A 23,476-nucleotide genomic window follows, 5' to 3' on the forward strand; every position below is an offset into this window, starting at 1 on the left:
TGGAGTTCTAGTATCGGCGGCAGGTGTCCAACGACAGGACCTCATGTTCTCAAGCCTGGATTGCGATGACCCTGCCTCGACACCTAAGTCCGATCATATCCGTGCTCATGGTGGCGCGAAACGCGGCTCGGTTCATCGATGCCGCACTCCGCTCGGCGCGGGCGCAGACACTGCGGCAGATCGAGATCGTGGTCGTCGATGATGGCTCCATCGACGAAACCGCCAGTATCGTGAGATCGCACGCGAAAGTCGATGGCCGCGTGCGCCTCGTCGCCGGGCCATCCAGGGGGCTCGGTGCGGTCCGCAATGTCAGTATCGCATCGGCCAGGGGGCGTTTTGCCGCCGTTCTGGATGCCGACGATCTGCTTCATCCCGACCATCTCGAAGCGCTGCTGGCATTGCAGGCGGCAACCGGCGCGGCAATCTGCGCGAGCAACATGGTCGCTTTCTCACAGGCTGCGCGGGGAATTACCGCCAGCGCCTTCGCGGCGGGCCAGGAATGGCAGTGCCGGCGTGAAATAGCGCTCGACGAATATATCCGGTGCGGCATGATCGGCACGCGCAACGTGTCTCTCGGTTATCTCAAGCCATTGTTCGACATGCGATTTCTGCGCGATTTCAATATCGCCTATGACGAGCGCCTCCGCGTTGGCGAGGACTTCGATCTGGTACTCCGGGCCATGCTGGCGGGCGGGCGTTTTCATTTCTCGCCGCAGACCACTTATTATTACCGGCGGCATGCGCAGTCCACGTCGCATCGTCTGGCCCAATCCGATCTGCGCGGGCTAATGGCCGCAGCGCGGGACTATATGCTGCATCGACCCGACCTGGAGCTGCTGCTGGGCGGGCGTATCGACAATCTCGAGGGCGCCCGGCGGCAAATCGGCGCTCTTGAGGCCCTACGCGCCGGACGCATGCTGACCGCGCTTCGGTGCGTCGGGCGTCATCCGGGCGCCCGCGATCTCCTGCTGTCCAGCTTGCGGGAGAGTTGCCTCAAGCGGCTCGGGCTGTGGGATGATGGAGATCGCAATGCGGCCGATCGCGCGGGATGCCCTGCCGTTCCGGGAAACCACCTGACCGCCTTGCGACGCCTGCTGCAACCGGCGCCGTCGCCATTTTGATGGAGCCTCGATGCGTCCCGTCATTTTTCTGTTTCCGCACGATCGCATGGATATCGGCGGCAATTCCGCGCAGGCCCGTTTCGTGGCGGCGTGCCGGGGGTTCGGACATGTGCAGGTCGCGTCCTACGAGGAGCGCGTCGCCGGATGGCTTTACCTTGACGATGTTCTTCAAGATTCTGCCGTGCCTGCCAAGGGCGCTTCGGCGCCGATGTTCATCGTTCACTGGGGACCTGACGTGGCGCGCCTGCTCGACAGGCTCGTCGATCGCGACGTGATCTATTTTGCGCATTCCACCGGATGGGGCATGGCCATGCCGCCGCGCGTGCCGATCCTGTGCGTCAGCCGCCACACGATGGCATTCTGGGGGCGGCATGCGCCGAACTCGTACATCGCTCTGGTGCCCAACATCGTGGATATTCGGCCTTGGACCGGACCGTCATCGCGGGACATCGACGTGCTGGTCCAGGTGCGCAAGTCGTCCCGCTACCTGCTCGAAAAGCTGGTTCCGGCTTTGGAAACATGTTGCAATGTCATTGTGCTGGACGGCTGGGTTGACGATCTGGGATCATGGTTCGGTCGCTCGAAGGTCTATCTTTACGATTCCCTCGAGCACTGGGCCGGTGTGGGCGCGACCGAGGGCTTTGGTCTGCCCCCGATCGAAGCCATGGGGCACGGCTGTATCGTGTTCTCGAGCGTGAACGATGCGCTGGCGGATTACCTCGATCCCGGCTTCAACTGCCGCAAGATTCGCGTGCATTCTCTTGCCTGGGACGTGGCTGCCATCCTGCAGGCGGTCAAGGACGGCGCGCCCGCTCCCATGCAGGGCGAGGGATTTCAGATGTACGCGCCGGAAAACGTGGCCGATCGCATGGCCGCGATATTCCGGGACATCGAGCAGTTTTTCGCCCTGGTTGGCAATGTTGCGCCGGATATCGAAGATATCTGGGCGCAACGTCAGCCGACAGCCCTGCAAAGAGCGAAGCGCGCGGTCAGGATACTGGCGGGCGTGTGATCGCCGATGCCGGGGGAATTCCGATCGCGAGGCAACCCGCCACCCGTGCGTCCGCCCGATACGAAAGCTGCCCCGGCCGGTGCCATGGCCGGAAAGAGGCAGTTTCGTTCACATAAAGGCGTAGCGTCGGACTTTGGGGCCTCAGTACTTTACGCGAAGGCGGGTGTAGTAAAATCCGCCGTTGAAGCCGAAGGGGCCGCCGTTTCTCGGATAGACCTGTCCGTCAGACGTGCCTCCGGTGAGCGGGTAGATCGCTACGCTTGACGTCGGAGCCAGGCGGTCGGGCTTCTCGTCGGTGAAGTTCTGCGCACCGACCGCCAGCGTGAAGTGATCGGCGAACGTATAGCTCAGTTCCAGGTCGGTCGTGAACTTGCTGCCGAACACTTGGTTGGGCACCCCGTTGGTCTGCCCGTAGTCCTGCGCAGAGGTCCATGAGCTGTAATAGTTCTCACGAACGGTGAAGCTTAGGTTGTCCAGCGTCCAACTGGCGTTGAACACCGCGCGGTGCTTGGGCGCGAGATTCTCCGCATCGATGAGCTGCGCGGTGCTGACCACTTGCGTGTCGTAGCCCGTCACCTTGGTCTTGTTGTAGTTGTAGGCCAGTGAGAAGTTGAGCTGGGCTTCGGCAAGCGTGATGCGCCACGTCGCCACGGCGTCGATGCCGCGTGTGCGCGTGCGGAAGCCGTTGGTGAAGTACTGCACTTGTCCGCCGATGCCTACCGGCAACAGCGCCGGTTGCGCTGCAAGATCTGCGGCAGTGACGCCGAAGGGCTGGGTCAGGCCGATGCGATCGCGCAAGTTGATCTGGTACGCATCGACCGTGAGGGTCATCGCCGGGGCAGGCTCGAAGATGAAGCCGAGGCCATAGTTGGTCGATTTTTCGGGAGAGAGGTCGGTGGCGCCGTAATACTGGGCCACGGGGTTGTTGGTCGGGTATGTGCCGCTCTGGAAGGCGACCCCGTTGTTGAACGACGTGGTCACGATCGACACGTTCGACTGCCCCGGCGAGGGCGCATGGAACCCGGTGCCGATGCTGCCGCGGATCGAGAAGATGTCCGCCAGCTTGTACAGGGCATTGAACTTGCCCACCCAGGCGTCGCCGAAGGTATTGTAATGCTCGTAGCGGCCGGCGGCGCCGACGGTCAGGGCATCGGTGATGTCGGTTTCGAGGCCGATATAGGCGGCATAGGCTTTCTGGCCGAATTTGCCCGCGGTTTCCGGGCTGGTGCCTGCATAGCCGCTCGCGCCGACGCCCTGTGCGGCGCTGGTGCCGGAGAAGGAATACACACCGGGGGCCGTCTGTGTGTAGAGTTGCTGGGCGATCGCATAAGGCCCCGCGCCGTAGGACTGCGCGTCACCGGCGGTCTGTTCGTAGGTTTCCTTGCGATATTCCGCGCCCGCGGAAATGGTCAGCGGCGCGGCCAGTCCCAAATCCATCGCATACGTGAAATCGGCGTTGAAATTCAGCTCTTTCTGGATGAGGTCACCGAAATTGAAGCTGGTCTGCGTATCCGGCCCGTAAGAGAAGTTCGCCGAGTTGTACATCGACAGCGACAGCGTGTTGCGTGCCCAGGTGCCGGACAAGTCGTAAGTGAAGTTGCCGGCGGTGCCCTTGTAGCCGACAACGCCGTAGATTTCCTCGGTCTTGCCCACGAAGCGCGGTGTGAAACCGGCGGGATAGAGTTCGGCGAAACGGAACGTGTTGCCGTCGACCACGAATCCATCGGTCGGGCAAGTTGCGTTTCCGGCCGGGCAGGGCGTGAGATAGAACGTATTGTTGAAGGCGCCGTTCGCGCCTTGGTTGCGCACGACTCCGTTGGAATCGACAGCGGTGCTGCTGACCGACGGGCGGTAGTTGAAGCTCTGGTCACCCTTGTTCTTGGCGAAGTTGCCGAAGAAATAGATTTTACTGTCTGATGTGACGTTGAGCGCCGCGTTCACGACTGACTTGAACCCGTGTTGCGGCGAACTGCCCCAGATCTGCACCGGGTCCGGGTAATTGGGCAACTGGGATGCGAGGTCGGGGAAATTGTTCGCGAAGTTGGCGGCAGATGGGCGCTGGTGGCCGCGACTGGTCTGTCCGTCGTCGGTGTATTCGCCGGTGACGTTGATGAAGCCCCAATCCCCCTTGAGACCGGCATTGCCTGCGATCTGGTAGCTTTCTCCGTCTCCCGCGTAGTATTGGCCAGCGCGTCCGACCAGTTCGATGCCCTGATCCTCCCGCAAGCCGTAGTTGAGCACGCCGGCGATTGCGTCCGAACCGTACTGCGCGGTCGCACCTTCGCGCAGTACCTGAATGTTGCTGACGGCAAGCGCGGGGATCGCGGAAATGTCGGGGCCTTGCGCACCGCGCCCGAGGCCGGTGTCGCTGCCGCCGTAGACTTGCACGAGGGCCGAGCGATTGTAGCGCTTGCCGTTCAGCATCACCAGAACCTGGTCACCGGACAGACCACGCAGCGAGGGCGAGCGCACGAAAGTCGATGCGTCCGAAATGGCGTTCTGCCCCACGTAGAACGATGGAACGATGTTCTTGAGAGCATCGATCATGTTGGCGGAGGGCTGCGCCGCCAGTTCCTGGGCGCTGATGACATCAACCGGAGATGCGGAATTGGTCAGCGTACGGTCCGTTCGGCGTGTACCTAGGACGACGATATCGTTGGCTATCGCGGCGTCTGAATTCATGCCGGGCGCTGCCGGGATCGCGGGATCGCTTTGTGCGAAGGTTGCGGTCGACGAAAGGAGTGCGACTGTCAAAGCTACGGTAGACGTCGTATATCTGATCATCCTGTGGCCCTCTTTTTTGTAGAAGTGGCCTTCAGGTATCCTTCCCGTCGAACGCCCCCCGCTTCATGCGGCCGATCGGACCGGTCGCCTCGGGGTGTCGTGTGCTTGACGTGCGCGAAAGACCATGCCGGATCGCTTGGAGAGAGCGGCAGTCATCGCATCGGAAATCGCCATTCCGGTATGGATTCGATGATTACGGTAATGTGCAACGGTAATCGTCAGGGATTTTCCCTGATCGTCAAGTATAGGTGAAAATATGTTGCAACAGTTTAATTGTGTTGCGAGCGATAATTCTCAGTACTGAGTATCGCATTATTCATCGCGGAGGTGATGCAATTACGATCAGCGATTGTGTTCGTGCCGAACGATATCGTTAACCCATCATAATGGGGCGCGTCTGGCAAACGAAAATGCGGAGATCATGGAAAAATTTCAGTTATGTTGCAGATTTATCTCACTTGCCGCGTGTCACGTGAAAACAAGTTGCCTAAGGCAATTATACTGAGCGCGGTGGAACAGGATGAACTCGTAAGGTCACTAACGAAGGCACGTCTTCTGCTGGATCCCGGCGCTGCGCTGGACTTCGTCATTCGGCCCGCACGGACCGGTGAGGCCAGCCTGGTCGCGGCGCGGCAATCAATTCTCTATGCGCCCAGCCATGGCCGGCGGCGTCATGGCGGGCGCGGTCTTCCTGACCGACGAAGGGAAGGACTGGCCCGCCTTCGCCTTCTGCACGTGGAGCCTGTCGCGCGTGAGAAACGATACGATCGGATCACGCTCTGGACACACACCGTTCTGGAAGCTGTTCGCCGTATCTATGCGCGCAATGGCTTCTAGGGTGTCGAAACCAATCACGAGTTCGGCGAACCGGTTCGAGGCGAGACCTGGTTTTTGATGCTTATGGCATAAGCGCCATCGCTCCGGTATCGCGATGCATCGCTGCGTCCTGCACTCCGAGCGTTATGGACGCGCGAACAAGATCGGGTACCGAGCGCAACTGCATCTTGCGCATCAGGCTGGCGCGGTGAAGTTTGACGGTGATCTCGCTGATATCGAGTTCCCATGCGATCTGCTTGTTCATGAGGCCGCGAACGACACCTTCCATCACCTGACGTTCGCGGCGGGTGAGCGTGTCGAAGCGGCGCACGATGATGCCGCGCCGCTGTGCGGCCGAGCGGCGCTCGATGTCGATATCGAGGGCATGTTTCGACGGCGCCCAGCATGTCGCGTTCGTCGAACGGGCGCGGCAGGAAGTCCACGGCCCCGGCCTTTATCGCACGAACGGAGAGCGGCACGTCGATTTCGTCGGTTACGAAGATCACCGGGATCGCATCCCCCCGTTGCTTGAGGCGCTCGATCAGTTCGATGCCGTCGATCGCTGGCAGACGCACATCGGCGACGATGCAACACGGCGCCTCAGGCAGCCGTGCATCGAGCAAGGCACCGGCCCAGGCGAATGTCTCGATCAGGTAACCCTCGTCGCGCAGCAGGGCATGCAACCGCGAACGGGCCTCTCCCTCGTTATCGACGATCAGGACCTTGCCCGGCCTTGCGCTTTCATCGGCGGGATTGCGCATCGGCTGGTTGATGGGATGGGTCATTTCACTACTCCTGCTGCCGGAGTCGGAAATGATCCAAAGTGCACACAACGGGCAATCCCCTCTTTCGGGGGGCTTTCCTTGCCAGCCGCAGCGGGACTACACGCAGGCAATGGAAGACAGCGAATTTCAGGCCCCCATCCGCATCGCCGTGGTCGACGACCACCCGCTTCTGCGCGACGGCATCGTCGCCGTCTTCGCGACCCAGCCCGATCTGGAACTGATCGCGGTGGGTGAGGACGGCGAGGCGGCGGTCCGCATCTATCGCGAGGCGCGCCCCGACATCCTGCTGCTCGACCTGCAGATGCCCAATGTCGACGGGGTGGAGGCGATGACGCGCATCCTCGCCGAATTTCCCGAGGCGCGCATCCTGGTGCTCACGACCTATTCGGGCGATGGCCGCGCGACGCAGGCGATCAAGGCGGGGGCCTCGGGCTACCTGCTCAAGAACAGCCTGAGGACCGAACTGCTCGACGCGATCCGCTCGGTCCATCGGGGTGGCACGCACTTCGACAGGCAGGTGTTCGGCGCCGCCGACCGCGAGGCCAAGCGCCTGACCGCGCGCGAGAGCGACGTGCTGGAACTGGCGGCGGCGGGTAATTCCAACAAGCAGATCGCGGCGCGGCTGTCACTGTCCGAGGACACGGTGACAGGCTATATGAAGGCGATCTTCGCGCGGCTCGGCGCGATGGACCGCACGCATGCGGTGGCGATCGCCGTGCGCAACGGGTTGATCGAGCTTTAGATTCTTCCGCTTTTCATCATTGGATTCGCCTCCTGTCGTCATTGCGAGCGTAGCGAAGCAATCCAGGGCCGCGCAAACCGCCCTGGATTACTTCGCTACGCTCGCAATGACGAAAGAGGTGAGAAGAGGAGAGCTTACCGATACGCGATCTTCGCGGGCAGGCTCAGCCGGATCGAGGTGCCCTGTCCCGCCGCATTGGCGATCGCGAAGGCGCCGCCCAGCCGCTCGATCCGCTCGCGCATTCCGGTGAGGCCGAAGTGCCCCGCGCGCCCGCCTGCCGCGCGCACGTCTTCGGGCAGACCGACGCCGTCGTCCACCACCCGCAGCGAAAGCCGGTCGCGGCCGTGGTGGATCTCCACCCGCACCATGCCCGCCCGGGCATGCTTGACCGCATTGGCCAGCGCTTCGCCCACCGCGAGTTCCAGTTCCTCGGCGACCGGAGCGCCGACCAGCCGCTCGGGGCCGTCGACCTTGACCTCCCACGGCAGGGTATCGCCCACCACGCGTGCGGCGCAGGCGCGCAGGGTTTCGGCGATGCATTTGGGCTCGGCATCCTCGCGCAGGCCCCGCACGCGCTCGCGGCCGTGGAGCAGGACGTCGTCGGCACGCTCCAGCGCTTCCTCGATGGCGGTGTGGGCGGGGGTGCCCGGCGTGGTCAGGTGCAGCACCGTCTGGAAGCGCAGCATCAGGCCCTGGAAGCCCTGTAGCAGCGTATCGTGCAGGTCCTGTGCGATGCGCTCGCGTTCGGCCACGCGTTCCTCGATGCGGTCGCGCAGGGACTGCATGGCGGCGCGCATGCGCCAGCGAAACAGCGCGTAGCCACCGAGCACCGCGCCTGCCAGCACGGCAAGGCGGAACCATGCGGTCTGCCAGAAATGCGGGGCGATGACGAAAGTGGCGGTCGCTTCCCGCTTCGCCCACGGCCCGTCGCCGGTGGCGGCGGTGACGTGGAAACGGTAGGTGCCTGGACCGAGCCCTGCGTAATCGACGCGGCGGCGCCCCTGCGCCTCCACCCAGTTCTCGTCCATCCCGTCGAGCCGGTAGCGATAGCGGTTGTTCTCCGCATCGGCGAGGCCGAGTCCGACGTAGGACAGGCTGACGCGCGTGGTGCCCGCAGGCAGGTGCGTGTTTGCGAGCGGATAGGCATGGCCGTCCACTTCCAGCGCGGTCACCGCGATCGGCATGTCGGCTTTGAGCGGGGCGATGCGCGAGGGATCGACCTGCACAACTCCGGTGCTGGTGACGAACCACAGGCGTCCCTGCGCATCGACGGCGGCGTCGTTGGCGGAATAGGATTCGGTGCGCGCGCGGATCACGCCGCTCTGGCCGAAGCGGGCGAGCGGGATCGGCGTGCCGGGCTTCGCGAAGGCGGCATCGAAGTCAGCCTCGGCCACGCGGATGATGCCGCCTGACGAGATCAGCCAGTAATGCCCGGCGACGCGCACGATGCCCATCACCCCTGCCAGCCACGGATACGTCCGCGCGCTCAGCTGCTGCGCGCGCCGGCCGTCGTAGCGGGCGAGGCCCGCCTCGCCGCCGATCCATGTCTCGCCGTCCATCTGCTTGAGCATGCGCACGAAGCCAACGCCGCCCTTGCTGCCTGCGCCGTCGCCTTCGGGCCAGATGGGCGTGGTCTTGCCGTCGTGGACGCGGGCAAGCAGGCGCAGCGGCTGGTTGACGATGAAGGTATTGGGCCCCGGCGCGATGAAGGTCGTCGCGGGCGGAAGGCTCTCGTCCTTGGTCCAGCGGGTGCCGTCGAGCCGGAACATGCCGGAGGCCGATACCGATTCCCACAGCCGTCCCTGCGGATCGGAGGCACAGGCCTGGGCGAACTGGCGCTCATGCTCCAGCGGGCCGACGATCCGCGTCGCGGCGGCGCCGCGCACGAGATATTCGTTCTTGTACGTGAGCACATAGGCGCCGACGCCCGAAACCGAGCAGACCTCGGAAACCAGCCCCGAACGCAGGATCAGCTGCGCCTTGCCATCGACGATGCGGTAGAGGCCCTCGTCCCCGCCGATGTAGAGAGAGCCGTCCGGGCCGGTGGCGATGCCGGTGCGCACTCCCTTGATCGCGGCGTAGCGCACGACCGGGGTGCGTACGAAGCGGTGCAGGCCGTCCGGCGCACCGCCCCAGATGGTGCCCTCACCGTCGCGCATCAGGGTGAACATGCCGACGGGGTAGGTCTGCGCGTGGTCCATGCTCAGCGCGCCGCGCGGCACGGTCGCGAGACCCGAGGCATTGCCGGCGATCCACAGCAGGTCGTCGTCGTCGAACAGCATCTCGCGCCAGCCGTCGCCGCCGTTCAGCGGCTCGCCGAAACCGACGCCGGTTTCCGTGAAACCCTTCGCGGTCAGGCGCTGGAGGCCGTCGCTCGAATAGAACCACATCGCGCCGGTGCGGTCCTCGCGGAAGGCGGGACCGAGGTTCATGAGCGCGGGCACCGTCTCCAGCTTGCGGCTGCCGGGGGCCAGACGGCGCAAGTCGGGATTGGAGGCGATCCAGATGGCACCATTGCTCTGGCGGTACATGCGCAGCAACGGGCCGTCGACGTCGATCACGTCCCAGCGGCCGTGCATCCAATGGCGCAGCTGCGAGCCGAAGCCGCTCCAGGTGGAAACCCAGATCGAGCCGTCGGGCGCGGCGATGATGTCGGTGATGCGCCCGCGCGGCTTTTCCGGGTTGGCGCCGCGCAAGTGCCCGTCCCTGAGCCGGGCGATGCCGCCGAAGGCATAGCCCACCCACAGGCTGCCGTCCGGCCCCGCGGCCAGGGCGGTGACCTGCCGGGCGCGGAAGTTGTCGAAGTCCTCGGGCTCGACGCGCAGGAAGTTCAGCCCGTCGAATCGGTAGAGCCCGTCGCCCGAGCCGAGCCACAGGAACCCGTCGCGGGTGCGGGCGATGGCGCGGATATCGGGCGGGGCGCCGTCCGCCAGCGACCAGTAGCGGCTGGCGTAGCCGGGGATCTCGGTGGCAGGCGAGGCGAGCAGTGCAGGCGCGCAGAGGCTCGCGCCGACGAGGGCGGCGATGGCGCGGAAAAGCGGGCGGGCGACACGGATGGGACGCATCGCCCGCGCATTGCATGCGCCCGCGCGGGCGGCAAGGTAACCTTTCGTTTGTCTTTCCAAGGTTCGTCATTGCTTCGCTGTGCTCGCAATGACGCGGTGTTGTCAGGGACGATGCGGCACGGCGGAGGCCGGGTCGCGCAGGAACACCAGCGTCGCGCCCAGCACGATCGCGCCGGCCAGAGCCAGCGGCAGGGCCAGTCCGCCATGCATCAGCAGCAACGCGCCCACGGCGGCACCCGCGAAGATCGAGAGCACAGCGCCGATGCGACGCGCGAAGTTGGGCGTCTTGCCGCCCACATGATCCGCCGCGATGCCGGTGATGGTTAGGGTGAGCACGGTGGTGGTTAGGTCCGGCACCTTCAATTGGCGCACGGTCGCATTGCGCAGCCCCATCGCGAAGCCCGTGAGCGCGATCACGGCCATTACGGCCGCCTTCGGCGCCTGCGCGGCGACATCGACGTCGAGCGCGATCAGCGCCGCGATCCACAGCAGTGCGGCTTCGATCACCGCAGCCCACAGCAGCCAGCGGCCGAGCGCACGCTCGACATGCGCACGGGCGAGATGCCCGGCTCCCCATGCGCCCACCATGAAGGCGATCAGCGCCAGCACCGAGGGGATCACCTTGAAGCCCGGCGTTCCCGCCGCCGCGAAGCCGAGGAACACGACATTGCCGGTCATGTTGGCGGTGAACACCTTGCCCAGTCCCAGCACCGAAGCTGCATCGACGAGGCCGGTGGTCGCGGACAGCAACAGCAGCAGGCACGGCAGCAGGGCGGATTTGCCGGGAGCGGAAACGGAAGAAGCGGAAATGGGGGGCGGGGTAGACATGATGCGATCTCCTGAGCGATGCGGAAGGGTCTACCGGGCGAAGACCTGCTGGTTTATCCGAATAAATTGGTTCGTTACGTTCGAGGATTTGGAAAAGATATCAGAACCGGAAATTGCTTTCGAGGCCCAGCATACGGATGGTCTTCGCGGTGCCGGTGTCGCGGATGAACGCGCCGGGCGCAAAGGCCGAGACCGACATCGACAGTTCCAGTTCCGCCGTGGCCTGCCAGGCGAGGGTTGCCTCGACCTCCTTGCCGATGAAGCGGGCGCGGCTGTTCCCGGCCGCGCGGATCAGGTTGCCGGGGATGTCGTAGATGCCGTCGCTGCGCGACTGGCGCCAGTAGGCCGCAGCCGCCACTCCCGCCGAGACGGTGGGGGTAAGCTGCAGGCCCAGTGCAGGGTGCAAGTTGACGATGTTGTAGGGGCCGACCGGCGAGAGTTCGCCGAAGTACTTGCCCTTGGGAAACAGCGCGTTGAACGTGCCGAGGCGATTGTCGCCGGGATGACGGTCGCCGCTGACCACGTTGGCGCGCAGGGTCAGGTCCGGCGAGAACGGCAGGTGCGGGAAGCCGCGCCCGAACTCCGAGCCCAAAGTCCAGGCCGAGATCGCGCCGCGGCGGGCGCCTTCGCCGAAGTGTCCGAACTGGTAAACGCCCTCGACGTTCCAGTGCCAGTCTCCGCGTACGGCGTGCCATCGCGCGCCGATGCTGTGACGCGTCTCACCGCCGCTGCGGTCTCTCCAATGGGCGGCGTCGTTGCGATAGCCGAGGTAGTAGAGATCCATCTCTGGCATCGCCGCATAGGCGCCCCACAGGGCCTTTTGCGAAGAGGTGCGGTCGTCGAAGCTGCCTTTGCCCGGCTGGACCGGGCGCACGGCTAGCAGGCTGACTTTCGCGCTGCCGACCGCCACGTTGGCGCGCAAGCCGTCGAATGCGAGCGTGACGTTGGGACCATAGCGAGTGCCGACCAGGCGCTCGCTGCCCAGCGACAGCATCTGTCGCCCGGCGCGCAGGGTGACGGGGCCGAGGTCGGCCTCGGCAAAGCCCTGCATCAGGTCCAGGCCAGTGCCGTCGGTCGGCCCGGGCGAGGGGGCGACGCTGATCGAGGTGGCGAAAACCGGCTGGACGAAGGCGCGCAGCTTGCCGACGTGCAGGTCGGCGTAAGGCAGGGCGCGCAGCCAGACATAGCCGTCGTTAGGCGCGGCGGCGCCGCCCCACAGGTTCTCGGCATAGTTCTCGTTACGGGCGCGAAGTTCGACGCCGGTAGAGAGCCAGGCCTCGCCACCTGCGATGTCGCCTAGCGGGATGTACTTGAACGGGCCGGTCCAATGGTGATCCCGCTTTTCGGCGCTTTCGAGGTCTGACCAGTCCTCGTCGTAGCGGGTCACGGTGAGGGTCGGGGCTTCCCATGCCTCCTTCGGCGCGGCCAGGGCGGTGTGGGGAAGAAGCGTGGCGAAGGGGAGCAACCATGCCAGCCGCCGTCGTCCCGGACTTGATCCGGGGCCGCTGGCCTGGCGGCGCTCACCAGGATGCGCGCACCGCAAAGGCGCGCCTGAAGACAGCCACCGGTCCCGGGTCGAGCCCGGAACGACGCACTTACGCATCGCCCTGCCCCCTGCGCGCCAGCACCGCGACCAGCACGAAACCGCCGACGAGGCCCATGTGCTCGAAGAAGGCGTTCATCGCGGCGAAGCGCTCGGGGCCGTCGGGCATGACCCAGAAGGCGTTCGCCACCAGCGCGGCGAAGAACGTGAACACGCCCAGCATCCCGGCGCCCAGCCAGACCAGACGGCCCGAGAGGATCAGCAGCGGTCCGATCAGTTCGACGGCAATGGTCAGCGCGGCCCACAGCGCGGGCGGGGTCAGGCCGAAGTGGGCCTGCTCCGCCAGCGCGGCGGGCCAGTCGCCCAGCTTGTCGATGCCGCCTACCAGGTAAGCGCTCACCAATGCGAGCCGGGCGAAGAAGGCGGTGGGGGTGAAGTCCAGCACTACCCCGATGATGGAAGGCGTGCGGTTCATCGGGGGCAGGCTCGCCATGGCTTACGCTCCCTGATGGATTTCGGCGATATAGCCGCCGGGGAAGCGCACGATGGCGGTCTGACGCTTGTTGACTTCGCTGGGCGCGACGAGGGTTTCGACGCCTGCCGCCGTGGCCTTAGCCAGCGTGGCGGCAAGATCGCTCACGGCGTAGCCGGTCATGTCGCGACCATAGGGCCAGGGCAGTTGCCCGTCGGAGACAAAGACCGTCATCTTGCCGTAGCCGCTCTCGATGGAAACGCGGCGGATGGTCTTGCCCGGCTCGCCGATCTCGGCGCCCGAGGCGGCCTTGTCGTCGGCGGTGATCCTGCCGTGGGCGTAGCCGGTCCAGCTCTTCACAAAGGCGTCGGCGGCGTCAGGCGTCAGGTAGACGCGGTTTTCGGGCACGCTGCTAAGCTGTGCGTAGTTGGGCTTGGCAGAGTGCCAGTAGATCTGCATGTTCACGCCGCCCGGCCACTGCACCAAGGAATCGCGGCCGATCGGATCGGGGAAGGTGGCGATGCGGCGTACCGCGCCGTGCTTCACGGCAGAGGCCACCGCCGCGTCGATGTCGGTGACGAGGTAGCCGGTGCGCTCGTCGCCGAAGGGATAGGGGATCGGCGTCTTGAAGCCGAACACCGAGACGGTGGCCGAAGGCGTCAGCACCAGCTGCGATTTGGTCAGGCTCTTGGTCGGCGTCACCTGAAACTCGCCCTGCTTGCTGGTGGTGCCGCCGAAGGTGGCGACGAAGCTGGAGACGAAGCTGTCGAACTGCTCCTGCGGCACGTAGACGTGGGTGGTGTCATACTGCGCGCCGACCGAATAGTCGGCGGTCTCGGCGGCATAGGCCGGTGCGGAGGTCAGGACTGCGGCGGCGATCAGGAAAGTGAAGCGCTTCATCGGGGGCTCCTTTGGGGCGAGTTTCATCGTCGTCTGGAACCGGTCCGCTGCATGTTCAGCGGCCGGTCCAGAACGGTTTAAGACTTGATCGAACTCCCAACGATCCGAATAAAATCGTCCGGTCTGTTCTATATTCTGGAAAACTACACTTCGGCTTAGACGGCCCAGCAGCCGCAGCCGAGCGATCCCCAGAACGTCTGGACATCGGCGGCCGGGACGTTGGCCCCAAGCGCTGCGGCGTGGTCGTGGCCATGGACGCCGCAGCTGCTGGCGCAACCGCATGCCGAGGCCAGCTTCTGCTTGGCTTCGGGCGTCTGGTAGTAGCCGCCGAAGGTCGCGACCGGCGACCAGTCGGGCATCGGGCGCGGAAGCTCAGGTGCGAGAGGTGCAAAGTCACCGTCGCCATGGACCACCTTGCCGCCCAGCATCGTCAGGATCGAGCGGATGTGCACGATCTCGTTGTCCGGCACGGCGAAGTAATCGTCGGACAGTAGCGCGAGGTCGGCGAGTTGGCCCGCCTTGATCTGGCCCTTCTTGCCCACTTCGGTGGAGAACCATGTGTTCTCGTGCGTCCACATGCGCAGCGCCTTCTCGCGGCTGACGCGGTTGTCGCCGCGATAGAGCGAGAGGCCGCCCACGGTGCGCCCCGTCACCAGCCATGAGAGCGAGACCCACGGGTTGTAGCTGGCGACGCGGGTGGCGTCGGTGCCCGCGCCTACCGGGATGCCGGCGGCGATCATGCGGGCGATCGGCGGGGTGCGCTCGGCCGCCTTGGCGCCGTAGCGTTCAACGAAGTATTCGCCCTGATAGGCCATGCGGTGCTGCACGGCGATGCCGCCACCGAGCGCGGCGATGCGGTCAATATTGCGGTCGCTGATCGTTTCCGCGTGGTCGAAGAACCAGTTGATGCCCTGCAGCGGGATGTCGGCGTTGACCTTTTCGTAGACGTCGAGCGCGCGGCCGATCGTCTCGTCATAGGTAGCGTGGAGGCGCCAGGGCCAGCGGTTTTCCGCCAGCAGGCGGATGACGGGTTCGAGGTCGCCCTCCATGCTCGGCGCCATGTCGGGGCGGGGCTGGCGGAAGTCCTCGAAGTCGGCGGCGGAATAGACGAGCATCTCGCCTGCGCCGTTGTGGCGATAGGTGTCGTCGCCCTGTCCCGGCGTGACCTGCTTGGCCCAGCCTGCGAAGTCGGCAAGCTCCTCCTTCGGCTTCTGGGTGAACAGGTTGTAGCTGATGCGGACGGTCAGCTGGTCGTCCTGATGCAGCTTCTCGATGATGTCGTAGTCGTCGGGATAGTTCTGGAAGCCGCCGCCCGCGTCGATCACGCCGGTGACGCCCAGCGCGTTGACCTCGCGCATGAAGTGGCGGGTGGAATTGAGCTGGTATTCGGGCGGCAGCTTGGGGCCCTTGGCCAGCGTCGAATAGAGGATCGTCGCATTGGGCTGGGCCAGCAGCAGGCCGGTGGGGTTGCCCTGGCTGTCGCGCATGATCTCGCCGCCCGGCGGGTTCGGCGTGTCCTTGGTGTAGCCCACCACGCGAAGGGCAGCGGCGTTGAGCAGCGCGCGGTCGTAGAGGTGGAGGATGAACACCGGCGTGTCAGGGGCGACGGCGTTGAGTTCCTGGATCGTGGGCAGGCGCTTTTCGGCGAACTGGTGCTCGGTGAAGCCGCCGACCACGCGCACCCACTGCGGGGCGGGGGTGTTGTCGACTTGCTTCTTAAGCATCGCCATCGCTTCGGACAGGCTGGTCACGCCGTCCCAGCGCAGCTCCATGTTGAAGTTGAGGCCGCCGCGGATGATGTGCATGTGGCTGTCGATCAGGCCGGGGATCAGACGGTGCCCCTTGGCGTCGATCACAGTGGCTTCGGGCGCGGCGGCGCGCACTTCGGCCTCGCTGCCGACCGCGAGGAACTTGCCGTCGCGGATAGCCACCGCTTCTGCCTGCGGGTTTTCACGGTCGAGGGTGGTCACCTTGGCGTTGATGATGATCGTGTCGGTCATTGTCTTGTCCTTGGTTCGACCCGCTCGGGCCGCGAGAGTTTGGGGCAGGAGCGACGCGGCGGCCGCTCCCAGAAACGTGTGGCGGCGCGAGATCATGCGTCGTGCTTATCGGCGTCGCCGGGCAGGCGGCCGAGGACGTGATCGCGGCACTCGGTCATGACGAACTGCGCGACGTTGTTTTTCGTCACGAACCGGCTCGCCAGCGGCACGATCTGCTCGCCGAGCAGGATTCCCAGCAGGCCGACCAGCGCGATCATCGGCGGCGCAGGCGAACGGACGCCGAGGAGACTGTAGACGACACCCACCAGCAACCCGGCGGCGATGGAGAGAAGGTAGGCTTTCATCGGAGGTCTCCTCGGACGTTTGTTCTTCGCTCCGGGTGTCCCTTGTTCCTGAGATGGCGTCTGAGTTGGCCATCATGGAAAAAGCCGGAGCGAAGCCTGTTCGGATCAGCCCTGCACGAAGGCGAGCAGATCGGGGTTGATGGTGTCGGCGTTCACCGTGAGCATGCCGTGGGAGTAGCCCTCGTAGATTTTCAGCGTCGCGTTCGGCAGGATCTCGGCCTGCAGTACGCCGGCGTTCTTGTACGGCACGACCTGGTCGTCATCGCCGTGCAGCACGAGAGTGGGGACGGTGATCGCCTTCAGGTCTTCGGTCTGGTCGGTTTCGGAGAAGGCCTTGATGCCGTCGTAATGGGCCTTGGCGCTGCCCATCATGCCCTGGCGGCACCAGTTGTCGATGACGGCTGGCTTCACTTCGGCGCCTTCGCGGTTGAAGCCGTAGAAGGGACCGGCTGCGACATCGCGGAAGAACTGCGCGCGATTGGCGGCAAGACCGGCGCGCAGGCCGTCGAACACCTCGATCGGCAGGCCGCCCGGGTAGGCTTCGGTCTTGAGCATGATCGGCGGCACGGCGCTGACCAGCACGGCCTTGGCGACGCGGCCCTGCGGGATGCCGTAGCGCGCGACGTAGGCCGCCACTTCACCGCCGCCGGTCGAGTGACCGATGTGGACGGCGTTCCGAAGGTCGAGGCGTTCCATCACCGCGGCGGCGTCGGCGGCGTAGTGGTCCATGTCGTGACCCTCGCTGACCTGTGCGGAGCGGCCATGGCCACGGCGGTCATGGGCGACGACGCGGAAGCCCTTGGACAGGAAGTACAGCATCTGCGCATCCCAGTCGTCCGACGAGAGCGGCCAGCCGTGGTGGAAGACGATGGGCTGCGCGTCCTTCGCGCCCCAGTCCTTGTAGAAGATTTCGACGCCGTCAGTGGTGGTTACGTAGGCCATGATGCTGATCCTTCGGGTGAGAACTGGGCTTTGTACTGCGGGGGCTTCGACAAGCTCAGCCTGAGCGGGAACAGGACTGTACTATGAAACCGCTCAGGCTGAGCTTGTCGAAGCCCCCTCCTGAAGAGGGGGTGGAACCGGCGGCCCGATGAGGGTCGGGGGGTGATGAGCCGCCGGTTCCGAGCTTAAATCAGTGACCGCCTTCGGACGCGCCGAACATGGACTTGGCGTACTTGATGCCCAGGCCGTAAGCGCCGCCCCAGACCTTGGCGATGCCGGTGGTGCTGTCGTACGTCTCGGTACGCGCCCAGTCGCGCTGCAGTTCGAGCAGATACTGCAGCGAGGTCATCGGCACGGCGCCAAGCTGGATCATGCGCTGCACGGCGCGCTCATGCGCTTCTTCCGAGATGTCGCCGCAGGCGTCGGTGATGACGTAGGCTTCGAAGCCCTGCTCGATCGCCGATGCCACCGGGCCGACGATGCACACCGAGGTCCAGAGCCCCGCGAAGACGATGCGCTGCTTGCCGATGCGGTTGATCTCGCAGATCACGGCTTCGTCTTCCCAGGTGTTCATGCTGGTGCGGTCGAGCAGTTCCTGGCCGGGGAAGGCGTCGGTGATCTCGTCGAACATCGGGCCGGAGAAGCTCTTCTCGGCGACGGTGGTGAGGATGGTGGGGACGTTGAACGACTTTGCACCGCGCGAGATCAGCGCCGCGTTGTTGCGCAGCAGTTCGGGCGAGATCGACTTGGTCGCGAAGCTCATCTGCGACTGGAAATCGATCAGGACGAGCGCGTGGTTGTCAGGCGAGATCAGCGACTTGCCGGGGGTCGCAGTTGCGGTGAGCGTCATTGGTAGGTCCTCCTGTTGCTGGGCGTCCTTGCCCGTTGAGATGCATACTGGAGCGAGATGGTCGTTCCAGATAGGCGCATAAAATCGTTCCGAACTTTCGATTAAATCGAAAAGATCGAACCAGTGTTCGGGGTGTCGAGAGCTTGCGAGAGGCTTATGAGCCGAACCGCATGGCCGCGGAATCAACCGAAAGTATTACACCCGATCGAGGGGGGCACGCGGTTCGGCTCAGGCTGGCGACAGGCCCCGCCTTCGAAGGGCCGGTCGCGGATGAGGTATCGTTAAGCGGCGTCGACGAGGACGAGTTCGCTGTCCTCGAGCGCCGTCACGCGGATCACGTCGAGGTCGCGGATCGCCGCACCGTCGCGGGCATTGACCAGCACGTCGTCGATCTTCACCGCGCCGCTCGCTGGGACGAGGTAGGCCTTGCGATCGGCGCCGATCGGATACTCGGCCGTCTCACCGGCTTTCAGCGTCGCGGCGACGATGCGGGCGTCGGTGCGGATCGGCAGGGCGTCGCCGTCACCGTCGTAGCCCGAGGCGAGGGTCTCGAAGTGTCCGGCGCGGTCGCCCTTGGGGAAGGGACGGGCGCCCCAGCTGGGCTTTTCACCGTTGCGGGTGGGCAGGATCCAGATCTGGAAGATCTTCGTGGTCACGTCCTCGAGGTTGTATTCGGAGTGACGCACGCCGGTGCCCGCGCTCATGACCTGAACGTCGCCGGCTTCGGTGCGGCCCTTGTTGCCCAGGCTGTCCTCGTGGGTGATTGCGCCTTCGCGGACATAGGTGATGATCTCCATGTCGCGGTGCGGGTGCGGCGGGAAGCCGGTCTTCGGCGCGATGGTGTCGTCGTTCCACACGCGCAGGTTACCCCAGTGCATGCGGGCCGGATCGTGGTAGTCGGCGAAGGAGAAGTGATGCTTGGCGTCGAGCCAGCCGTGGTTGGCGCCGCCGAGGCTGTCGAAGGGACGAAGTTCGATCATCTTGGGTCTCCGGTGGAAGCGGCGGGTTGAGAGTGCCGCTTCGTTGAGCCCTTTGTATGGGTTGCGATCTTTTCCGTTCAGATAGATAAAACCAATCGATCTTTTCGAGGAAATAGAAAAGTGAATAACCCAGGCACACCCACGCTCGATCAGTTGACGATCTTCCAGACGATCGTGGAGACCGGCAGTTTCGCAGGCGCCGGACGCAAGCTGAACCGTGCGGTCTCGGTCATCAGCTATGGCATCGCCAATCTGGAGGCGCAGCTCGGCGTGATGCTGTTCGAGCGCGAAGGCACCCGGCGCCCGAAACTGACGGAACAGGGACGCGCGGTGCTGGCCGAAGCGAAGGCGATCTCGCAGGGTGTGGACGGACTGCGCGCCAAGGTGAAGGGCATGCTCGACGGGCTTGAGGCCGAGGTGAACCTGGCGCTCGACGTCATGCTGCCCGCCGACCGCGTCGGGCTGGTGCTGCGCGACTTCGCCGTGACGTTCCCCACCGTCCAGCTGCGCCTTCATGTCGAGGCGCTGGGCGCGATCACCGCGCTGGTGCTGGACAAGGAGGCGGTGGTCGGGCTGTCCGGTCCGCTATCGGCCGGTGTCGAGGGTATCGACAGCCGCTCGGCGGGCTCGGTGGCGATGGTGCCGGTGGCCGCGCCCGATCATCCGCTGGGCCGCATGATGAAGATCGAACCCGGCGCGGGGCGGGACTATACGCAGCTGGTGCTCTCCGACCGTTCGCGCTTCACCGAAGGGCAGGACTACTCGGTGTTCAGCCCAAAGACCTGGCGGCTTGCCGATCTCGGCGCCAAGCATGCGCTGCTGCGGCAGGGAATCGGCTGGGGGAACATGCCGATGCCGATGATCGAGGCGGATCTCTTCGCCGGAACGCTGGTACGACTGGCGATGCCGGACCATGTCGGGGGGACGTATCGCTTTTCCGGCATATGGCGGCGCGATACGCCTCCCGGTCCTGCGGCAAGCTGGCTTCTGGACCGGTTCGTCACACTCGGCCAGGATGATCGTGAAATGGAGGGAATGGGCGATGTCTGACGAATGGCATCGAGCGCATTCCGGGCGACTGACCCGCGCCTTCAGGCCGCGATCGCCTTGCGCCCGAGTCCGATGGTCAGCGCACCGAGCAGGACGCCGGCCACGAGGTGGCCGGCAAAGTCCATCGCCGACATCGCGATGGGATGGCAGAACGCCAGCAGTCCGAACGACAGGAACGCTATTCCCGTCCCCGCGAGCATCAGCGACCGCACCGGATTGAGCGACCGCGTTCGCCGCAGTGCCAGCACGGTGATAGCAATCATGGGAACTCCGGCGACCAGTACGAACGTGAAGCAATAGCTGCCGTGCCCCAGATGCCCGACGGGCTGGCTGGATATGCCGATGCTGTAGGCCGCCAGCGTCAGCCAGATGCCCAGGCACGCCATGATCCAGCCGCTCGTCCGCGCGGGGGCGCCAGGTACGCTGGCCGACAAGGCGGCTGTGAACGCGGCGATACCCAGGACAAGTGACAATACGATATTGGCGGCGGCGACCCCGGCAAGGGGACCGGCCCAATCCGTACCGGCGCGGTGGAGCATTTGGGTCGCGAGATAGCCGATTCCTAGCGCGACCGGGCTCCAGGCGAGGGCCCGCCGCCACGCCGGAGCCACGCGGCGTACCGGCACGGCCTCGTCGCAAAGCGTATCGATCAGGGTGTCATGGTCAACCATGTGTCTGCTTTCCATGTTCGCGCAACCTGACGATCGCGCGGTGCAGCAAGGATTTTACGGCGGAAACGGAGAGCCGGCTTTCCTGCGCGGCGGCATCGAGCGACATCTCCTGCAGCTTCACCATCTCGATCATCTGCCGCTGGCGTTCGGGCAGCAAGTTCAGCATGCCCGCGAGTTCCCGTTCGGCGCCGATCGCTTCGAAGGCCGCCGCCGCGACGGGGTCGATGGCGCCGTCCAGGGTTTCTTCCCGATTGATCTCCCGGCCGCGGGATCGGCCCTGTCGGCGTAGCGCATCCACGGACCTTGCCGAGACGATGGCCGAAACCCAGGGCATCAGCGGCAGCGCGGGATCGTAAGTGTGACGCAGGCGATGAAGCGTCATCAGCACCTCCTGAACCACGTCCTCCGCCAGCACGTCATCGAAGATGCGCCGCCGTACCCGAACCCGGACGACCGGCACCAGCGCGCGCAGGACCAGCCGGTAGGCGCGCTGGTCGCCATCCTGCGCCCGCTGCATCAGGGCGGGCCATGCCTCCTCTCGCGGCGCATCCTCGAGCGGCAGTTCGTCCGTCACGCGGGGGCCACGCAGCCTCCGGCATGGTCGGTCGGGGTTGCATTCATCGTCTCGTCAAACCTTCTTGCCAGACGCCTTTCGCAAGGCATCGGTGGCGGTCTTCGTGTCCAGAACTTGCGGCAGTATCACCGGATCGCCGCCCTTGGCCGGATAGACCAGGTAGAGCGGCAGCCCGGATCGGCCGAGTTGCATCATAGCCTGCTCGATCCGCGCATCATAGTTGGTCGAGTCCGCCATCATGTACGTCGTGCCGGTGTCGGCAATGGCGGACTTGAACGCGGCAGTGGAAAGCACGGCCTTCTCGTTGACCTTGCAGGTCAGGCACCACTCGGCCGAGAAATCGACGAAGACCGCGTGACCGGCGGCCTGCGCCTTCGCGACGGCTTCGGGTGACCAGGGCACGGGCTTGTCGCTCACCGGCGCGGCGGATGCCTGCGTCGGTGCAAGCGCGGCGGGGGCCTGCAAAGCGCCGCCCGGCATGGCGAAAAGCGCGGCGATCGCCACGGCACCCAAGGCCGCAACGCTGTGCAGCGCACGCGCGGGACGGCCGGACATCGTGCGCCTTTGCGCCATGCCATAGATCCAGCAAGAGAACGCCAGCAGCAAGGCGCAACCGAGCATCAGCGCCAGCCCCGCGCTGCCCGTCTGCTGCGCCAGCACCCACAGCAGCCATGCGGCGGCGGCGAGCATCGGAAAGGCCAGCGCGTGCTTCAGCGTCGTCATCCAGGCACCGGGTTTCGGCAGACGCCGCGCCAGCGCCGGGCTGAAGGACAGCGCCGTGAACGGTGCCGCCACGCCCGCGCCCAGCGCCGCAAAGATGGCGAGCGCGGCCAGCGGCGGCTGGACGAGCGCAAAGCCGATGGCGCTGGCCATGAACGGACCGGCGCAGGGCGTCGCCACGACCACCGCCAGAGCGCCGGTGAGCGCTGCGCCAAGCAGGCCATCCTTCCCGTCCATCGTCTGGCCCATGCGCTGCAGCCCCAGTCCGAACTCGAAGAGACCGGCAAGGTTGAGTGCAGAGCCAAGCAGCACCAGCACCAGCAGTGCGACGACGAGCGGGGACTGGAGCTGGAAGCCCCAGCCCACCGCCTGGCCGCCGGCGCGCAAGGCGATCAACGTGCCGGCCAGCGCCAGCATCGCCAGCAGGGTTCCGCCGAGGAACGCCAGCCCTTCTCGTCGCATTTGTCGTGGGTCGCCGCCTTGCCGCGCAAGCCCGAACGCCTTGAGCGAGATGATCGGGAAGACGCAAGGCATTAGGTTCAGGATCAGCCCGCCCAGGAAGGCGGACAACAGGGCAACAAGCATGACGGGGCCTCTTGGCGACAGGAAGGATCGATCGTGGAGGAAAAGGTCAGCCGTGCTTCGCTTTCCACGCACGCACCGCGGCCATCGTCTTCTCGATGTGGGCCTGCGGGTTCATGTCCGTGTAACTGAGCAGGATCGTGCCGTTAGGGGCGATCACGAACGAAGTGCGGTTGGAGATCGTCTGCTTGCCGCCCTGCATCGTTGCGTCGAACCTGGCGGCGACCTTGGCGTTCGGATCGGCGGCGACGGCGAACTGGTTGCGGCATTCGGACTTCGAGAATTCCGCGACACGCTCGACATTGCCTGCGGTCACGCCGATCACGCTGGCGCCCAGCTTCTTGAAATCGCCGGTGGCTTCGGCGAACAGGTGCGCCTCTACCGTGCAGCCGGAAGTGAAGGCGGCGGGGAAGAAGTAAAGCACGACCGGCCCCTTCTTCAGCGCCTTTGCCAGAGAGAGGTCGAAGGGCTTGCCGCCCAGCGCGGCGTGCAGCGTGAAGTCAGGGGCCTTGGCGCCTTGAGGCAGGGCGGCGAAGCTCTGGCTCGGCACGGCGGCCGCGAATAGTCCAACGGCCAGCGACAAGGCGAAATTCTTTCGGATTTTCATCGGCTCTGCTCCAACGGGTATCATGGCGAAGGCGCTCCGATCGGGGGCCTTCCCATGGCTGTTCGCTGGAGCGCGGCAAAAAGTTGCG

At 65.2% G+C, this 23,476-nt stretch carries 20 protein-coding genes; 4 read left to right on the top strand and 16 right to left on the bottom strand.

Features of this window, described 5'->3' with window-relative positions:
* Positions 1-65: 65 nt before the first annotated feature.
* Together BES08_RS23270 and BES08_RS23275 are read left to right on the top strand one after the other, a co-directional pair.
* Positions 66-1,121 carry a glycosyltransferase family 2 protein gene (locus BES08_RS23270; RefSeq protein WP_083274798.1) on the top strand — a complete coding sequence of 352 codons (1,056 nt, stop codon included), beginning with the start codon at positions 66-68 and terminating at the stop codon, positions 1,119-1,121.
* A 10-nt stretch (positions 1,122-1,131) separates the two neighbouring features.
* Positions 1,132-2,133 carry a glycosyltransferase family protein gene (locus tag BES08_RS23275; RefSeq protein ID WP_083274799.1) on the top strand — a complete coding sequence of 334 codons (1,002 nt, stop codon included), beginning with the start codon at positions 1,132-1,134 and terminating at the stop codon, positions 2,131-2,133.
* Positions 2,134-2,274: 141 nt separating this feature from the next.
* On the opposite strand, the gene BES08_RS23280 is transcribed toward BES08_RS23275, so the two are convergent.
* Positions 2,275-4,917 carry a TonB-dependent receptor plug domain-containing protein gene (locus tag BES08_RS23280; protein ID WP_069709488.1) on the bottom strand — a complete coding sequence of 881 codons (2,643 nt, stop codon included), beginning with the start codon at positions 4,915-4,917 and terminating at the stop codon, positions 2,275-2,277.
* Positions 4,918-5,768: 851 nt separating this feature from the next.
* The gene (locus BES08_RS34865; protein ID WP_477529340.1) at positions 5,769-6,518 is read right to left on the bottom strand and encodes a response regulator transcription factor; all 750 of its coding nucleotides are present in this window, start codon (positions 6,516-6,518) and stop codon (positions 5,769-5,771) included.
* 28 nt (positions 6,519-6,546) lie between these two features.
* Here BES08_RS34865 and BES08_RS23295 point away from each other — a divergent pair, with 28 nt between their 5' ends.
* Complete coding sequence (locus tag BES08_RS23295; protein WP_338043866.1) at positions 6,547-7,260, top strand: response regulator transcription factor; 714 nt, start codon at positions 6,547-6,549, stop codon at positions 7,258-7,260.
* Between the two features lie 134 nt (positions 7,261-7,394).
* On the opposite strand, the gene BES08_RS23300 is transcribed toward BES08_RS23295, so the two are convergent.
* The 10 genes from BES08_RS23300 to BES08_RS23345 all read right to left on the bottom strand — a co-directional run bounded on the left by BES08_RS23300 (position 7,395) and on the right by BES08_RS23345 (position 19,184).
* On the bottom strand, positions 7,395-10,325 hold the full coding sequence (locus BES08_RS23300; RefSeq protein WP_069709491.1) for a sensor histidine kinase: 2,931 nt from the start codon (positions 10,323-10,325) through the stop codon (positions 7,395-7,397).
* Between the two features lie 102 nt (positions 10,326-10,427).
* Entirely contained in the window at positions 10,428-11,153 is a 726-nt protein-coding gene (locus BES08_RS23305) for a YoaK family protein (protein WP_083274800.1), read from the bottom strand.
* 100 nt (positions 11,154-11,253) lie between these two features.
* Positions 11,254-12,756, bottom strand: coding sequence for an alginate export family protein (locus BES08_RS23310; RefSeq protein WP_231958346.1), 1,503 nt, complete (start codon positions 12,754-12,756; stop codon positions 11,254-11,256).
* Complete coding sequence (locus BES08_RS23315) at positions 12,749-13,189, bottom strand: DoxX family protein (protein ID WP_008831609.1); 441 nt, start codon at positions 13,187-13,189, stop codon at positions 12,749-12,751. The genes BES08_RS23310 and BES08_RS23315 overlap by 8 nt, the downstream gene beginning before the upstream one ends.
* A gap of 3 nt (positions 13,190-13,192) precedes the next feature.
* A complete protein-coding gene (locus tag BES08_RS23320; protein ID WP_008831610.1) occupies positions 13,193-14,068 on the bottom strand; it encodes a hypothetical protein in 876 nt (291 codons plus the stop codon).
* A gap of 155 nt (positions 14,069-14,223) precedes the next feature.
* The gene (locus BES08_RS23325; protein WP_008831611.1) at positions 14,224-16,068 is read right to left on the bottom strand and encodes an amidohydrolase; all 1,845 of its coding nucleotides are present in this window, start codon (positions 16,066-16,068) and stop codon (positions 14,224-14,226) included.
* Between the two features lie 92 nt (positions 16,069-16,160).
* Positions 16,161-16,412, bottom strand: a complete 252-nt coding sequence (locus tag BES08_RS23330) for a DUF1427 family protein (protein ID WP_008831612.1) — start codon at positions 16,410-16,412, stop codon at positions 16,161-16,163.
* A 105-nt stretch (positions 16,413-16,517) separates the two neighbouring features.
* Positions 16,518-17,354 (bottom strand): alpha/beta fold hydrolase, encoded by an 837-nt coding sequence (locus BES08_RS23335; protein WP_069709492.1) that lies wholly within the window; start codon positions 17,352-17,354, stop codon positions 16,518-16,520.
* A gap of 190 nt (positions 17,355-17,544) precedes the next feature.
* Positions 17,545-18,204 (bottom strand): hydrolase, encoded by a 660-nt coding sequence (locus BES08_RS23340; protein WP_008832628.1) that lies wholly within the window; start codon positions 18,202-18,204, stop codon positions 17,545-17,547.
* A 281-nt stretch (positions 18,205-18,485) separates the two neighbouring features.
* Positions 18,486-19,184 (bottom strand): pirin family protein, encoded by a 699-nt coding sequence (locus tag BES08_RS23345; RefSeq protein WP_008832629.1) that lies wholly within the window; start codon positions 19,182-19,184, stop codon positions 18,486-18,488.
* Positions 19,185-19,304: 120 nt separating this feature from the next.
* On the opposite strand from BES08_RS23345, the gene BES08_RS23350 reads away from it, so the two are divergent.
* Positions 19,305-20,234 carry a LysR family transcriptional regulator gene (locus BES08_RS23350; protein WP_008832630.1) on the top strand — a complete coding sequence of 310 codons (930 nt, stop codon included), beginning with the start codon at positions 19,305-19,307 and terminating at the stop codon, positions 20,232-20,234.
* A 41-nt stretch (positions 20,235-20,275) separates the two neighbouring features.
* Here the strand turns inward: BES08_RS23350 and BES08_RS23355 are convergent, their stop codons facing one another.
* From BES08_RS23355 to BES08_RS23370, 4 genes are all read right to left on the bottom strand, one after another.
* Positions 20,276-20,905 (bottom strand): NrsF family protein, encoded by a 630-nt coding sequence (locus tag BES08_RS23355; protein WP_036529110.1) that lies wholly within the window; start codon positions 20,903-20,905, stop codon positions 20,276-20,278.
* Positions 20,898-21,422: an RNA polymerase sigma factor gene (locus tag BES08_RS23360; RefSeq protein ID WP_051587129.1), complete on the bottom strand. Its 525-nt coding sequence runs from the start codon at positions 21,420-21,422 to the stop codon at positions 20,898-20,900. The genes BES08_RS23355 and BES08_RS23360 overlap by 8 nt, the downstream gene beginning before the upstream one ends.
* A 111-nt stretch (positions 21,423-21,533) precedes the next feature.
* Positions 21,534-22,784, bottom strand: coding sequence for a protein-disulfide reductase DsbD family protein (locus BES08_RS23365; protein WP_036529107.1), 1,251 nt, complete (start codon positions 22,782-22,784; stop codon positions 21,534-21,536).
* 46 nt (positions 22,785-22,830) lie between these two features.
* Positions 22,831-23,388 carry a peroxiredoxin gene (locus tag BES08_RS23370; protein ID WP_008831732.1) on the bottom strand — a complete coding sequence of 186 codons (558 nt, stop codon included), beginning with the start codon at positions 23,386-23,388 and terminating at the stop codon, positions 22,831-22,833.
* Positions 23,389-23,476: the final 88 nt, after the last annotated feature.

Origin of the sequence: Novosphingobium resinovorum (assembly GCF_001742225.1) — a bacterium.
GTDB lineage: Bacteria > Pseudomonadota > Alphaproteobacteria > Sphingomonadales > Sphingomonadaceae > Novosphingobium > Novosphingobium resinovorum_A.